The following is a 15305-nucleotide window of genomic DNA, read 5'->3' as shown; positions in this document are numbered from 1 at the left end:
TTTATCTCATTTTAGAAATGCCCACATAATAATCCTCATCCACTTTCACGTCGGACTTTCCGGCTACTTCCAGCTTCGACCATTTCGTCGTTGGTTTGACCCTGGTTTTCTTTTCTCCCAAGATCAGATCCACCGGCATATCAAACGAAGCCACGCTGTTGATCCAGCGGTAGTTCATCGTTTTTTCGTCAGAGAAATAGTATTCCAGGATCGGGATCCGCACGTCGCGCAAGTACTGATCAAAGATGGGCTGCAGATCCATCCCAAAAGCCTTCGCCATGTAGTCTTCGACCTGCTGGGTAGTTACAGTTTGATGATAAAACTCGCTGTTCAGCCCACGCAGCATTTCTCTCCACTTGTCGTCGTCGTTTAGGACTTCGCGTAGCGTGTTGAGCATGTTGCCGCCTTTGTAGTACATGTCGCCGGACCCGCGCTGATTTACGCCGTATTTCCCGATGATGGGGATGTCGTTGGCGATGGCCATCCGGGTGCCGCGTACGTATTCCTGTCCGGCGTCTTTTCCATAGTAATACTCCACAAAGAGACTCTCTGAGTAGTTGGTAAAGCTCTCGTGAATCCACATATCGGCCACGTCTTGGTAAGTAATGTTGTTGGCGAACCACTCATGACCTGCCTCGTGGATGATGATGAAGTCGAACTTCAAGCCCCAACCCGTACCGCTGAGATCACGTCCGCGGTAGCCGTTTTGGTAACCGTTGCCATAGGTCACCGAACTCTGGTGCTCCATGCCAAGATAGGGCGCGTCCACAAGTTTGAAGCCGTCTTCATAGAATGGATACGGCCCAAACCAATGTTCAAAGGCTTTCATCATGCGTCCGGCGTCCTTGAAATGCACCTTCGCTTTCTCCAGATTTTCTCTCAAGACATAGTAATCCATGTCGAGTTCACCCTTTTCCCCGGCATATTTTTCGCCGAAATGCACATAGTCTCCGATGTTGATATTGACGCCGTAGTCGTTGATCGGTTTGTTGACCGCCCAGTGGTAAGTGGTGGTTTTGTCGCCTTTGTCGGTCTTGATCAATCGACCGTTGGATACATCCATCAGGCCATTTGGCACCGTCACGCTGATCTTGAGGCTGTCCACTTCATCTGCCGGGTGATCTTTGGTCGGCCACCAGATACTGGACCCGATTCCCTGATTGGAGGAAGCGATATAGTCCTTTCCATTCGAATCCTTGGTCCAAGTGATGCCACCATCCCAAGGCGGTCGCACAGCCACGACAGGCTTGCCTTCGTATCGGACTACAATCTCTTCGGTGGCTCCGGGCACCTGCTTCTTCTCAAGGGAGACAAAATGCGCAGCGCCGTCCTTCCTCACTTTCAAATCTGCCCCATCCTGGGTCACAGAGATGATCTTCAAGGGTTCTTGAAGGTCGATCTGAAGGGTCTGACTGGCGTTTTTTACCTGATACCGGACTGTGTTTGAGCCTTTGATTGATTTGTTTTCGGGGAAAATCTCCACGGCTAAATCATAATGCTTCAAATCCCACCAAGCCCGCTCTGGCGTGATGCTTCCGCGAAGCGAGTCAGCGTGGGTGTATTTTTCCTGGGAAAAAGCCAGGATTGACTGAAAGGAAAGGAAAATTGTGGCGAGCAGTCTAAGCTGAAATTTCATTGAAATAGTAATAAACGGGTAGATCTTCGGTTTCAAATATTCTAAAAAAAACCGATCAATTCGGCAAGTAATTACTTTGACGGCAGAATTGCGTCCTTCCATTTTATAAAAGTCAGGGGAGCGCTGCCTTGCTTTTGGAGAAGCAAAACAGGAGACCCTGAGCTCTAGCCAACGAAATCCGCCAGATTCACCTTCGCTCCTCCTCTCCTTTTGCTTTCATCGGCTGCTTCCATAAAGGCATAGATTTCCAGCGTCTCTGCATCTTCCACCGGGCTTTTCTTGGTTTTGAAAAAGGCAGCAATCTGAACTACCAAGGGTTCATAACCCTCATATTGGCCTAAAACCAAGTTTCCTTCTACGCCAAAAGCTGTTCCACCGTACTCATGCTTTCCGGCACGGGTTCCACGGAACGTGCCGATTCGGCCGTCTTTCCAATGTCCAACTACCACATCGGTATCAGCGGTTGAAAACCTCGTGACAGACTCGCAACCCGGGCCCATCACGGTAAACAGGATCTCGACGCCGTGAATGCCATACCAAAACAAGTCCGGATGGCTGGGTTCCAAAACAGCTGGACTAAAAGCGTCACATCCCAGCACCTGACCAATCTTGTTTTCATACCGGACCGCTTGCGCGTTGCTCATGTATCGCAGCGAAGATGCCGAGAAGATCGGAACTCCGGCAGCTTTGGCTTCCTGATAGATCGTCTTGGTGTCTTTGAAACTCGCAGCTACAGGCTTGTCGATGAAAAATGGCTTCCCAGTTGCAATGACTTTTCTAGCCTGTTCCAATCTGCGATTCCCGTCGTTGGTCTCCAACAAGACCACATCAACCTTTGCCAGCATCGACTCAATCGAATCTGTAATCTCCACGCCCAATTCCTTGACCTGCTCGATGTATCCGGGGATGCGGTCGTAGCTGGACTTGATCGTCCGACTTCCATGGGGATAGGCCGCTACGACACGGAATCCCGCGAGTTCGGGCTTTGGATTTTCTGTGTTGAAAAGCTTGGTAAATGCCGGAGAATGCGACGTATCCAAGCCGATGATTCCGATCCGGATCACCTCGGCTCGTTCATTTGCGAGGAGAGAAAATGGCAAAGAACCGAAGCTGGCCGCAGCCCCTATTGCGGATGTTTTTTTTATAAATGATCGACGGGATGATCTCATATGTTGAAAATAAATGTTTTATATCATCGGCTAACTTCAGCTTTGAACGCTGACATACCCGATACTTCGTAAATCGTAAATCCTCTTGATTCTTGTCTCTGGACTCTCGCTTCTCGTCGCTTTCGATTAAAGCTTTGGTTCCCAACCCTTTTGATATTCCCGACTCCAAAGCTTCATCGCCCCTTTATCCTTCACAATCCTTCCCGAAGTCGGATCGATCTCTAAGGCTCTTCCTGTGCGGTAGGAATTATTACCCAAATGACATAGCAGCACGCTTTTCTGGATTTCCGGATAGGGAGAAATCAGGCTCTCACCTTTGTCGATCGCGTTGACGAAATTGGTGAAGTGGGCGATATCCATATCGAATCCAGCTCCGCTCTGATCTACCACAGTGTTGCTCGTTGGATCAGCGGATTTGACCAATTGATTCTTGTTGTCAAAAATCTTGTAGGAGTTGTTGAGGAGTTCCAGAGTCCCGTTTTCCCCATGGAAAGAGACACCCGAACCCATGGCATTGATATCTCGGGCGTTGCAGCTGCGGCCTTCCCAGAGGATGGATTTGCCATCGGCAAAGTCAAAAGAAGCGATCTGCGTGTCGGGAGTCTCCCAATCGTCCTGATATTGATAGCGTCCACCGCTGGAATAGGCTTTGATCGGATAGTTTTCCTGAAGTCCCCATCGCGCCAGATCCAGGAAATGGACGCCGTTGTTGACGATTTCGCCGGTTCCCCAGTGCCATTTCCAGTGCCAGTTGTAATGAATGAGATTGTCTTTGAAATCCTGTCGCGGAGCCGGTCCCTGCCAAAGTTCGTAGTCCAGCCAATCCGGAATCGGGGCGGTCTTACCAGTTCCGATGCTCTGCCGAGTGTTGGTGTACCAGGCTCTGGCGTAGTAAACCCGGCCTATCGTACCGCCGTGAAGTTCCTTCATCGCTTCCTGCACCCGCGGCCAAGATCGACGCTGGTTGCCCATCTGGACGATCTTTCCGTATCTGTTGGTTGCTTCCACCAGCAGTTCGGACTCGGCTGGATTGTGCGAGCCTGGCTTTTCCAGATAGACATGCTTGCCAGCTTGCATTGCCAGGATCGCCGCCGGAGTGTGCCAAAAGTCAGGCATTGCTATCGAAACCGCATCAAGGCTTTTGTCTTCGAGTGCTTTTCTGAAATCGACCAAGCCGGTGGGCAGCGTTTGGGCGCCGGAAGTTTTTGCCAGTTCGATCCCCTTTTCCCGAGCCCTCGAATCCACGTCGCAGATGTAGGCGATTTCCACATTTGGAATCTTGGCAAATGCCTGGACGTGCTGAGCTCCCCGGCTGTTGACACCGATGACGGCTACCCGGTATTTGTCTTTGAGCGGATATTCAGAGAGTATATTGAATGAAAAAGCTGAAGACATCGCGCTGAGTCCAAGTGTTCCTGTGGTGGCAGTTTTCAGGAATGTGCGACGATTGAGGTTATTTTTCATGGCGTTTAGGTTTTTGACTTGGGTTCAAAGCGAATAAACTTCTCTCCCGTTCTTGATGGTTTTTACAAGTTTGAGCTGATTGTCAACAAGTTTTCTGACCAAAATCAAATCCGCAATTTGCCCAGGCTGAAAGGGATCGAAATCTGGATTGAAAAGCATCATTGGCCTGACCGAAGCCATTTCCCAGGCTTCGCTCATTGTCGCTAGCTCATGCTTCAGCAGAAAATTTACTCCCTGAAGCAAGTTCATGGCCGAACCTGCCAGCGTCTTGGGGTTGGATCGCATGTGGAGTTTCCCTTCCGAAGTCAGCGTTACCTGACCTCCAATATGCAGGTCATAGTCTCCCGGAGGCATTCCCGCCAAGGATGTTGAGTCGCTGACGAGCAAGAGGTTTTTGCCCTTTACTTTTTTGAAAACCTGAATAACCTCAGCAGGAAGGTGAAAACCGTCGGCGATAACGGTAGCGGATAGCTTTTCCTCCGCCAGCTGTGACCAGAGGTAATTGGGATGCCGGGCCAAAAGCTGGTGCGCTCCATTTCCGAGATGAGTGGAAAGCCTCGCTCCGGCTTTCACCGCTTCGGAAATCTGCTCGTGAGTCGCATTGGTGTGGCCGATGGAGACCAAGATTCCATTTTCTACGCACTTTTTGATGAAAGCTCTCGAACCTTCCCATTCCGGTGAAAGCGTCACCATCCGGATCAAATCTTCACTTTCCTCGATCCAACTTTGGAACAAACTCCAATCCGGGGCCTGTACAAATTCCCTCGGATGCGCTCCTCTCGGGCCATCTTCCGAAGAGATAAAAGGTCCCTCGATGTGAAGTCCAGCGATACTTTGGAAGGCAGTTGGATCCTTTTTTCGAAGCAAAACAACCTGCTTTATCAATTTCGAAATCTGATCCGGACTGTTGGTGATGAGGGTTGGAAAATGAGTCGTAACACCGGCTTTCAGCAATTCCTGGGAGATTTGACCCAGAGCCAAAATATCCTCCGTCAGAGAATTGTAGTCTTGGCCCAGATACCCATTTACCTGAATATCTGTTATTCCCGGTCCCAGGAAGATATCGTCTGGAAGCTCTTTCGAAGTGGATTTTACCGAAGTAATCAAGCCTCCGGAAATCTCTATTTCCATCGGTTTCCCATCCCGATAGGATCTTCCGTGAAGGGTCAGGCAATCTTCCATCTTCTGACTTTGTGGCCATACACGGCGTAAAAAACCAAATACAGGTAGCAGGGAAACAAGATCCAATAGGCCATTCGGACGTTGTATAAATCGGCTAGATAGCCATAAATCAGAGGCATGAAGGCATTGCCACACAGCCCCATGATCATGACCGAAGCGCCAAGCTTGGTGAATCGTCCAAGTCCATCCAATGCCAAGGGCCAGATTCCCGCCCACACCAATGAATTAGCCAAACCGAGCAAGACCACAAACCAAATCGATACATCCGATGTGATCCCCATAAGCGTCACCTCGCCTGAGGTGAAGACAATCAATAAAGTGAAAACCGTCCCCAAGAGCGTGCAAATCCTCAGGATATTGACCTGAGAGATGACTTTGGGAATCAGCGAAATGCCGATTAGATAGCCGACGATGGTAAAAGCGAGCGTGTATGAAGGAAAGACTTTGGCCTCCATCAGACCGATGCCAAACGAGTTGGCGTAGGCGATCACTGTGTCGATTGCAATTACTTGGGTACCGACATGAAGAAAGATCGCGACGGCGCCGAGAATCAGGTGGGGAAATTGGAGGATTGACGTCTTGCCGGAATTGGCTTCGGCTACTTCCGGGCTCTCATGCTCGGTGTCAATCTCCGGCAGTGGCGAAAAGAGCACCAAGATTCCGAGCGTCAACAAAACCGTCCCCACGACCGAATAGGGCACAATCACCCGCCGGATCAACTCATCCAAAGCCGCGTTTTTCTCCACTTCCCCCATCGTTTCCAACTGTTGAAAAAGATCGGTATCTCCTACTCTGAGGATGACCGCTGCAAATATGATCGGAGCCAGGATGCCTGCGCCTTTGTTGAAAATCCCCATGATGCTGATCCGCTGAGCGGCCCGCTCTTTGGGTCCCAAGACGGTCACATACGGATTCGCAGCGGTTTGGAGTACGGCGAGGCCAGTTCCAAGGGTAAACAGACCGAGCAAAAACACCTCGTAGGTTCGACCCAATGCGGCAGGGATAAAGATGTAAGCGCCAACCGCCATCGCCAAGAACCCAACCATCATGCCCTTTTTGAAACCTACAGCTTTGAGCAGATAGGAAGACGGAACCGACATCACCAGATAGGAAATGTAAAAGGCAAAGGCCACCAGATACGAGTCAAAATTGCTGAGTGTAAAAGCGATCTTGAAGTATGGAATCAGGATGGCATTGACCCATGAGACAAAACCAAAGATGAAGAAAAGTGTCCCGATAATCCCGATGGATATCCAGGTGTCCCGGGGACTGAGCGAATCTGCACGCACTGCCGCGCTGGTTTTGGCCATAAGAATCTGGGTGAAAAGGACGACAGATCCGGATTTGTCGTCATGGTATTAAGAACCAAATTTTATCTCAGGATTACAAGGCGATTCGGTCTAATGGCCCGAAAGTAAGGACGAAGAAGCCTCATCAAGGTACATTTCGCAGGCCGGGTGAGTTTGAAGGATGGAAGCGGGCTGCAGATTACTGACCCGACCCTCGATGCAATCTTTGACCGCTTGTGCCTTTCTGAGATCCGGAACCGAGCAGATGATTGACTTGGACTTCAGTATTTGGTGGATGGACATGCTGATCGCCTGGTTGGGAACGGATTTTAGATCGGGAAACCAGCCTTCGCCCAACTGCTGCATGCGGCAGGCATGATCTAGATTGACGACCAGATAGGACTTTTCCGTCTCAAAATCCGCCGGGGGATCATTGAAAGCCAGATGGCCATTTTCCCCGATACCGACAAAAGCAACATCGATTGGATGTCGGCTAATGAGCTCAGACAAGTGCGCGCATTCTGCCTCAGGATCATTTTCCCCGTCGATGAGATAATAAGTTTTGAGATCTGGGACAAGGTTGAAAAAACGCTCCAGCAGATACTTTCGAAAGCTCGCCGGATGGGTGATCGGCAGCCCGATGTACTCGTCCAAATGGAAAACCGTGACCTTGCTCCAGTCGATGTCTTTTTCAGCCAAAAGCTGGCCGAGCGTTTCAAATTGGCTTGTTCCGGTGGCAAGGATGATGTTTGCAAAGCCTTGGGTTTGGATGGCTCCGCGGATGAGTTCCGCGCCTGATTTTCCAGACTTTTGGCCAAGTTCTGCTGGATTTTGGGAAATGTCGATGGTCATGAGTTCGGGTTAATTTTCAAAAAGTGTTTCAATTCTAAAACCATAATCACTCTGAAGGTCCTCGTGAAGGGAGGCGATTAACTTCTGCGCCTTTCCTACCTGAGTGGCAAAAATGTTATCAATTACAGAATATCTAAAACCGAGGTAGCCGAAGTTCTTCATCTGTTCGCAGAAATACAGAATCAAGTCGGCTTGATCCGCCTTGTTTTTGCTTAGTTTGAGCGCTTTGTTGAGTTTTCTTCGGATCGATTGCGCTGCTTTTTTCGCCAGATGATAGTTTCTGGTATTCGCCGATTGGAACGCTTCGTCCAATTCCTGCTTGACTGACTCTACATAAAGTGTGGGTTGATCCCGTTCGTTTAGCTTGAAATACAGAAAGGCTTTGTTGTCCCGACTAAACTTAGCCAAGTCGGTAACTAACAGGACGAGTTCTTTTTCGGAGAGATAAGCGAGATCCTTTTTGAGTTGGGCGAGACTTGGGATTTCCATGATGAAGTAATCTATAAACTATTAAACCCGGAAAGAACGCACCCGGATCCGTCTCAAAAACAGACGGGATTCGCAGCAAACCGGATTTTTAAATTAGCTCAAAAATCCGAATTCGAAACCCTCCCCTGTCTGAAAGAAAGAATGACTACTGAGCCTGTCTAGAATCCAAAAACTTAGGGCCTGATGCTTATTGAAACAAAGTCGGATTTGTCTTAAGTTTAGTGCGAATAGCCCAGAAAACAAACCCAAATGGAAGCCTACGGACAGATCTTGTTAATCGCCATGCCGGCCTTTTTCGTGCTGGTGTTGTTTGAAAAGTTTTGGGGAATCTGGAAGGGCAACGATACCGTGCCGATGAACGACATGATTTCCAGCCTGAGCTCCGGGATGACCAATGTCACCAAAGATGTCTTGGGGCTAAGCTTAGTAGTTATCTCGTATGACTGGCTCTCTGAAAAGTTTGGGTTTTTCCACATCGAAGCAACCTGGCTGGTGTATATCATTGCTTTTTTTGCCTTGGATTTTGCAGGATACTGGACGCACCGCATAGCCCACGAGTACAACATCTTTTGGAACAATCACATCATCCACCACAGCTCCGAGGAGTTTAATCTGGCCTGTGCCCTGCGGCAAAGCATCTCTCAGATTGTAAAGATCTTTGCGGTTTTCCTGATTCCAGCGGCGATTTTGGGCGTTCCTCCGGAGGTGATCGCTGTCGTGGCTCCGCTGCATCTCTTTGCGCAGTTTTGGTACCACACCCAGCATATTGGTCGGATGGGTTTCTTGGAAAAGATCATCGTCACCCCCTCTCATCACCGGGTTCACCACGCGATCAATCGCGAATATCTGGACAAAAACTACGGGCAAATCTTCATCTTTTGGGACAAATGGTTTGGCACGTATCAGAAAGAGATGGCGGAAGTTTCCCCAGTCTACGGCGTCACCCGTCCGGTACAAACTTGGAACCCAATAAAGATCAATTTTCAACATTTATGGTTATTAATTCAGGATGCCTGGAGAGCTGAAAAATGGGCTGATAAGCTGAAAATCTGGTTTATGCCGCTGGGTTGGAGACCTGCCGACGTCGCGCAAAAGTATCCAGTGGCTAAGATTCAGGATGTCTATCACTTTGAGAAATACAACCCGGCCCTGACCAAAGGCATGCTCATTTGGAGTTTTACCCAACTGATGGTTTTGTTGCTGCTGTTGAGTTATTTGTTTGGAAATATCGCAGACATCGGGATGCCGGGGATTTTCTATTTTGGAGGATACATATTTCTATCCGTCTACGCCTTCACCGAGCTGATGGACCGCAACCCCAATGCCTGGGCTTGGGACCTCCTGAAGGCCGCTTATGCCTTTTATTTTATTGCGTCGACGGGAGATTGGTTTGAATTGAGTAAGCTTTTGCCTGGAGCTGTCTATATTTTCATGGGATATCTGCTGGTCTCTGTTTTTCTTTCGGTTTGGTTTTCCGTTAAGAAGGAAAAGCTTCAACTCGCGGATTGAGACAAATCACTTTAAATGAAAGAATTTCAACAGATTATCGAGTCATACGAAGTTTACAAATCCGAAAAACAGCAGGTAGCCCTCGCCACCGTCGTTCAGGTGGATGGCTCGGCCTATCGAAGGCCCGGTGCACGCATGCTGGTGTCCGAGGAGGGAAATCTGACTGGCGCCATAAGCGGAGGATGTCTGGAAGGTGACGCACTTCGCAAGGCTCAGGCAGTCATTTTTCAGCAAAAATCCATGCTTGTCACCTATGACACGACCGATGAGGACGACCAGAAGTTTGGCGTCGGACTCGGCTGTAACGGCATCATTCACGTCCTGATCGAGCCGATTGATTTTGAAGATTCCGCAAATCCGGTTGAGCTGATCAAAGCCGCTTTTGCTGATCGGCAGGCTGGACTATTACTCACGCTTTTTTCGGTTAAAAATTCAAAGTCTGAGCAGATCGGCACTGTGATCCTTGATAAAGGCGGTCAACAACTGGGGAATTGGGAAAAACGGATTACTGATCCAGAACTCAAGGCGTTGCTTCAAAAGGAAATTGCTGGGTTCGACTCCGGCAGCTTGATCAGAAGCTTTCCTGATCAGGATGATATTTCGGTGTTTTTTGAAGTACTCAAACCTACCACAAGAGTCCTGCTTTTCGGGGCGGGAAATGACACACAACCTTTGGCCAAGATGGCCGAAATATTGGGTTTTGAGTTGATCCTATTCGACGGAAGAAAGAATCAGGCCACTCCTGCCCGATTTCCTTTTGCGAAGCGGATCATCCTCGGGACAGCCGAAGAAGTCGTGGAGAAAATCGAGACAGATCCACAGACAGTTGCCTTGCTGATGACGCATAATTTCGAGTACGAAGCGGTGGTTTTGGAAAAATTGCTAACATGCATGATTCCGTACATTGGGATCTTGGGTCCCAAGCGGAAGACCGAAAAGCTGATCCAACGGCTGGAAACCAAAGGAATTCAAGTCTATACTGACAATATCTATGCACCAATAGGGATCGAAATTGGCGCTGAGACATCCGAAGAAATTGCTCTTTCTGTGTTAGCGGAGATCAAGGCCGTTTTGAACCGGAAACAACCTATCTTTCTGCGGGATAAAAACGGTCCGATACACGAGAAAATCCAGTGAAATCGGGCATTCGCTGATTACACACAGAGGGACTTCTGCAATGCGCGATTCTTCCGGATAGCAGCCTCGTCTAGATCGCCGTTTAAAAACAACTAATAAACACATGACTACAGGAATTATCATCCTCGCAGCAGGAGAATCAACTAGACTGGGCTACCCAAAGCAAATCGCCAAATACAAGGATAAAACCTTGCTTCAGCTGGCCATAGACGCTGCAAATGGCTGTAAAGCCGACAAGCGCGTGGTGGTGCTTGGAGCAAATCGCGATGAGATCAAGAAGACTTTTTCGGGAGCCAGTATCCCAAATATCCCGAATCCGCACTTCGAAAAAGGCATGTCTACCAGCATCAAGATTGGCTTGGAGTACATGCTCAGATTCGACCAACCTGATCAGGTGATCATCATGCTTTGTGATCAGCCGTTTGTGGATGCGAAGCTTTTGAATAAGTTGATCGCGGCCCAAGAGAAAGAGGGAAAGGGCATCGTTGCCTGTGCCTATTCCAAGACCGTTGGAGTGCCTATTCTCTTTGGCAAAGCCTATTTCAAGGAATTGATGGAGCTGACAGGTGACGAAGGTGCAAAACAAATAGCACTGGCGCACGAGGAGGATTTGGCGACTATTGCCTTTCCAAAAGGCAAGGTTGATATCGATACGGAGGAAGATTTGAAGGAGTTAAATGGTTAAGAACTCTTCAAGTCCACGACTACCTTTTTCACCCATTCAATCGCATACTCGACATCCTTCTCCGTTGTGTCTTTCCCAAGGCTAAACCGGATCGAGGCTCTTCCCAAATCTGCATCCAATCCCATCGCCTTCAGCACGTGACTGGGTTTGGGAGAGATCGAAGTACATGCCGAGCCGGAACTTACGGCTACCTTCAAGTTGACTTTGCGAAGCAGCTCCTCTCCTTCTACCCCGGCAAAAGCAACGTTGGTAACATGGGGCAATCGGCTAATTTGACTTCCGTTCGGTCTGGTACCCCCAATCTGCAAAAGTCCACTTTCCAGCTTATCTCGGAGGATTTCCAGACGCTTTGCCTCAGTGTCCATTTCCCCGCTCCGAAGTTCTGCGGCTTTGCCAAAACCGACAATCGCCGGGACATTCAGCGTCCCACTGCGCATTCCTTTCTCATGCCCTCCGCCATGAATCTGTGCCAATGGCTTGGGCAAATCATGATTGTGGCGGACATACAAAGCCCCGACTCCTTTTGGGCCGTAAAGCTTGTGGGCCGACAGCGCCATTAGATGGATGCCAGCTACATTCACCGGTATCTTTCCGGCCGCCTGCACCGCGTCACTGAAGAAGATGATGTTTCGCTCTGCACAGATTTCGGCGATTTTTTCGACGGGATGAATGATCCCGGTTTCGTTATTTGCCCACATTAGGCAAATCATCTTGGTGTACGGTAGAATGGCTTTTTCAAGCGTTTCCAAATCGATTTCACCCAGTGAACTGACCGGCAAAACTGTTACTTCCGCTCCCATTTTATGGAGTTCGGAAAAAGTGTCCAAGACCGCTTTATGCTCGGTTTGGCAAGTGATGTAGTGTTGTTTTTCTCCGGCATAGTGTTCAAAAATCCCCTTGATACCCAGATTGATTGACTCAGTAGCGCCGGATGTAAAAACGATTTCCTTAGACTTTGCGCCGATCAGTTGAGCGATCTTCTCCCGAGCTTCTTCTACGGCATTCTCAGCCATCCAGCCGAAAGGATGGCTTTTGCTGGCAGCATTTCCAAAGTGGGTTCCAAAAAAAAGCAGCATCGCCTCAATGACTTGGGGAGCGCAAGGTGTGGTAGCGTTGTAGTCGAGGTAAATCGGGTAATTCATTGGAGTAAGATAACAGATTGTAGGGATTGTGGCGATGAGAAACTGATTTGCGGATTGTACTGTTTAAGTTTGGCAACATCGATCCAAAAAGCCATGCAAGAAACCTGGTCCTTTGATTTTCCCAACACTGACACTACCCCGGAGCAGCTGATCCAAACGCTTGAAAAAGAGCAAAAAGAACTCGGCATTTTTCTCTCTTACTACTTCAAAAAAGAAGGTGCTCTCGCTGAGAAAGTCCGACTCAAAGGCGAACCGGAATTCGCGGATGCGCTGAATGGAAAGTTGGTCTTGGACTTTGATTTGGTACACTTCAATGCCTGTCTGGCGATTCACGAGCAAAAACGGGACGAATTGAAGCTGACTTTTGAGATCGACCAAACCAATAAAAAGCTAAAACTGGTCGGTCCATATTGGCCTGAGCGAGGCATGGACGAGATCTAGGGCTCCATATTTTTACGCAGAAACAACTTTAGATCGGCAGATTAGTAAACACAAAACCTTCCAGAAATTCTGGAAGGTTTCGGTTACTTGATCGTCTGGCCTAAATGTGTCAGTCTTGAGTCTAACTTCGCGATACTGACATCTATCTAACCTCTCTTGATCCCCAACTTAATATCAGAAAATTCCTTTTGTTCGATAAAAGGCTGACTTCGAAGTCTTCTGCCAGTTGCTGCAAAGATCGCGTTGGCGATCGCGCCTCCCGTTGGCGGTAAAGCCGGTTCGCCCAATCCGGTTGGATCAAATCCAGAATCCAGGAAATGGGTATCTATTTCTGGAACCTCTTTCATACGGATCAGCCGATACGAATCATAGTTTTTCTGCTTGGGTGTGCCATTCTCAAAAGTCAGATTGGTGTACATCGCGTGGCCCATGCCGTCTACGATTCCGCCTTTAACCTGATGATTGGCTCCTATCGGATTCACCACCATCCCGCAATCTGTCACCGCAGTGATCTTTTTCAAAGTCGGCGTGCCGCCTTCCATCTCTATATCCGCCACTTGGGCGACATACGAGCGGTGGGAAAAGTACACGCTCAATCCTTGTTTGACATTCGGATTTTTGCCCCAATTTGATTTCTCGGCGACTTCTTTGGTGACGGCGATCATCCGGTTGACGTTGTAATCCATCGTTCCCACTGGATTTGTTTTTGCTTTTTCGTACAATTCCAGGCGCAATTGGACAGGATCTTTTCCCGCTTCTAAAGCTACCTCATCCAGAAAGCTCTGCTCGGCATAAGCCAGGAAATTGGTAACAGGAGCTCTCCAGGGGTTGATGGTGATCGGCGTTGGATGCACGACGTTTTCAATCAGCACGTTCTCGACCGCTCCGCACGGAAAGTTATTTGGGCGCGTGGAGTTGGCCTCGTTCATCCCGACTCCCCTGAGCTTATACCCTACCATGGTTCCTTCGGCATCCAAAGCTGCTTCAAACCGATACCTGACAGCCGGTCGATAGGCTCCGCCCGTGAGCTCGTCTTCCCTACTCCAAGTGACTTTCACCGGGCCATTGATCGCTTTGGAGATGTGAACGGCTTCTTCAGCGTAGTCCGCCCGCAGCCGTCTACCAAATCCTCCGCCCAAGCGTGTAAGTTGTACGGTTATGTTTTCTTTTGGAATCCCTGTGATCTCAGCGGCGGCGTCTCTCGCACGACCTGGAGTCTGGGTTGGTCCGATCAACTCAACTTTGTCGGCCTGGACATGGGCGAAGAAGTTTTCCGGCTCCATCGGAGAATGCGCCAAGAAAGGGCACTGATATTCCGCAACCACAACTTTGGCAGCTGATTTAAAAGCCTGATTTACATTACCATCTTCGCGCTTGACTTCAGCCTTTCCATTAGCCATGAGATCTGCGAAGATGCGGTCGTGATCGGTCGTGCTTTCCACTGCCCCGTCCGGTTCGTATTCGACCTTCAGTAACTTTTTAGCCTTTAAGAGTGGCCAGGTGGAAGTTCCGACGACCGCTACACTCGTACCAAAAGTGACCACGTCGGTGACGCCCGCGACGGACCTGGCAGCAGAGTCGTCCACCGTTTTGATCTTCATCCCAAATGGTGCCCGCTGAACCATCGCGTGCTTCATCCCCTCGCGGTAAAAGTCCAGACCGAACAGAGGTTTGCCGGTGTACATCTCTTTGGTGTCGACATTTTTGACCGGAGTGCCGATGATCTTGAAGTCCTTTTTATCCTTCAAAGTAACTTCTTCTGGTGCTGTCATTGTGGAAGCTTCAGCCACAAACTCACCGAAATGTCCACTTTTGCCGGAGGCCTTGTGGGAAATAATTCCTTTTTCGACCGTGATTTCCCCAACGGGAACGTTCCAGGTTTTTGCTGCGGCTGCCACCAAAACAAACTTGGCGGTGGCTCCTGCTTTTCTCAGGATTTCCCAGCTGTGCGGCATCGCTCCCGATCCGCCTGTGAGTTGACGATCGTATCTTTCGGTATCCAGATTCGCCTGGACGACCCGTACTTTTTCCCAGTCTGCCTCCAATTCCTCGGCTACGACCATCGGGAAGGAAGTCTTGATATTCTGTCCCAACTCTGGATTTGGGGAATAAATCACCACGTCTCCCGTCGGAGAGATGGACAGATAGCTGTTAAATGACTTGGCCTGTGCCAAGATTTCCTCGGTGCTGATGACTTCCGCTTTGGGAGAATCGCAACTGAACCAATTGAATCCGATGACCAATCCGCCGACGGAGGTTCCGGCGATCTTCAGAAAGTCTCTTCTGCTTGCTTTGACGACTGTGCTCATG

Annotated in this window: 13 protein-coding genes; 4 read left to right on the top strand and 9 right to left on the bottom strand. The window is 49.2% G+C overall.

What is annotated here, in order from left to right:
- Window position 1: 1 nt before the first annotated feature.
- From G459_RS0107845 to G459_RS0107815, 7 genes are all read right to left on the bottom strand, one after another.
- The gene (locus G459_RS0107845; protein WP_026967156.1) at window positions 2–1636 is read right to left on the bottom strand and encodes a M1 family metallopeptidase; all 1635 of its coding nucleotides are present in this window, start codon (window positions 1634–1636) and stop codon (window positions 2–4) included.
- 164 nt (window positions 1637–1800) lie between these two features.
- The gene (locus tag G459_RS0107840; RefSeq protein WP_026967155.1) at window positions 1801–2805 is read right to left on the bottom strand and encodes a Gfo/Idh/MocA family protein; all 1005 of its coding nucleotides are present in this window, start codon (window positions 2803–2805) and stop codon (window positions 1801–1803) included.
- A gap of 126 nt (window positions 2806–2931) precedes the next feature.
- Window positions 2932–4269 (bottom strand): Gfo/Idh/MocA family protein, encoded by a 1338-nt coding sequence (locus G459_RS0107835; RefSeq protein WP_026967154.1) that lies wholly within the window; start codon window positions 4267–4269, stop codon window positions 2932–2934.
- A 24-nt stretch (window positions 4270–4293) separates the two neighbouring features.
- A complete protein-coding gene (gene nagA / locus G459_RS0107830) occupies window positions 4294–5451 on the bottom strand; it encodes an N-acetylglucosamine-6-phosphate deacetylase (RefSeq protein WP_026967153.1) in 1158 nt (385 codons plus the stop codon).
- A complete protein-coding gene (locus G459_RS0107825) occupies window positions 5436–6761 on the bottom strand; it encodes a sugar MFS transporter (RefSeq protein ID WP_026967152.1) in 1326 nt (441 codons plus the stop codon). The genes nagA and G459_RS0107825 overlap by 16 nt, the downstream gene beginning before the upstream one ends.
- Before the next feature lie 90 nt (window positions 6762–6851).
- Window positions 6852–7592, bottom strand: coding sequence for a glucosamine-6-phosphate deaminase (locus G459_RS0107820; RefSeq protein ID WP_026967151.1), 741 nt, complete (start codon window positions 7590–7592; stop codon window positions 6852–6854).
- Between the two features lie 9 nt (window positions 7593–7601).
- Window positions 7602–8081 (bottom strand): hypothetical protein, encoded by a 480-nt coding sequence (locus tag G459_RS0107815; RefSeq protein WP_026967150.1) that lies wholly within the window; start codon window positions 8079–8081, stop codon window positions 7602–7604.
- A gap of 249 nt (window positions 8082–8330) precedes the next feature.
- Here G459_RS0107815 and G459_RS0107810 point away from each other — a divergent pair, with 249 nt between their 5' ends.
- The 3 genes from G459_RS0107810 (at window position 8331) to G459_RS0107800 (ending at window position 11412) form a co-directional block, all read left to right on the top strand.
- The gene (locus G459_RS0107810) at window positions 8331–9590 is read left to right on the top strand and encodes a sterol desaturase family protein (RefSeq protein ID WP_026967149.1); all 1260 of its coding nucleotides are present in this window, start codon (window positions 8331–8333) and stop codon (window positions 9588–9590) included.
- A 15-nt stretch (window positions 9591–9605) separates the two neighbouring features.
- Complete coding sequence (locus tag G459_RS0107805) at window positions 9606–10727, top strand: XdhC family protein (protein WP_026967148.1); 1122 nt, start codon at window positions 9606–9608, stop codon at window positions 10725–10727.
- Between the two features lie 103 nt (window positions 10728–10830).
- A complete protein-coding gene (locus G459_RS0107800) occupies window positions 10831–11412 on the top strand; it encodes a nucleotidyltransferase family protein (RefSeq protein WP_026967147.1) in 582 nt (193 codons plus the stop codon).
- Here G459_RS0107800 and G459_RS0107795 read toward each other — a convergent pair.
- A complete protein-coding gene (locus G459_RS0107795; RefSeq protein WP_035455399.1) occupies window positions 11409–12554 on the bottom strand; it encodes a cysteine desulfurase family protein in 1146 nt (381 codons plus the stop codon). The genes G459_RS0107800 and G459_RS0107795 overlap by 4 nt on opposite strands.
- 93 nt (window positions 12555–12647) lie before the next feature.
- On the opposite strand from G459_RS0107795, the gene G459_RS0107790 reads away from it, so the two are divergent.
- On the top strand, window positions 12648–12995 hold the full coding sequence (locus tag G459_RS0107790) for a hypothetical protein (protein WP_026967145.1): 348 nt from the start codon (window positions 12648–12650) through the stop codon (window positions 12993–12995).
- A gap of 146 nt (window positions 12996–13141) precedes the next feature.
- Here the strand turns inward: G459_RS0107790 and G459_RS0107785 are convergent, their stop codons facing one another.
- On the bottom strand, window positions 13142–15304 hold the full coding sequence (locus tag G459_RS0107785; protein WP_026967144.1) for a xanthine dehydrogenase family protein molybdopterin-binding subunit: 2163 nt from the start codon (window positions 15302–15304) through the stop codon (window positions 13142–13144).
- Window position 15305: the final 1 nt, after the last annotated feature.

This window comes from Algoriphagus terrigena DSM 22685 (genome assembly GCF_000429445.1).
Taxonomy (GTDB): domain Bacteria; phylum Bacteroidota; class Bacteroidia; order Cytophagales; family Cyclobacteriaceae; genus Algoriphagus; species Algoriphagus terrigena.
The sequence above is the reverse complement of the archived record's forward strand: the minus strand, read 5'-3'. Positions and strand labels throughout refer to the sequence as shown.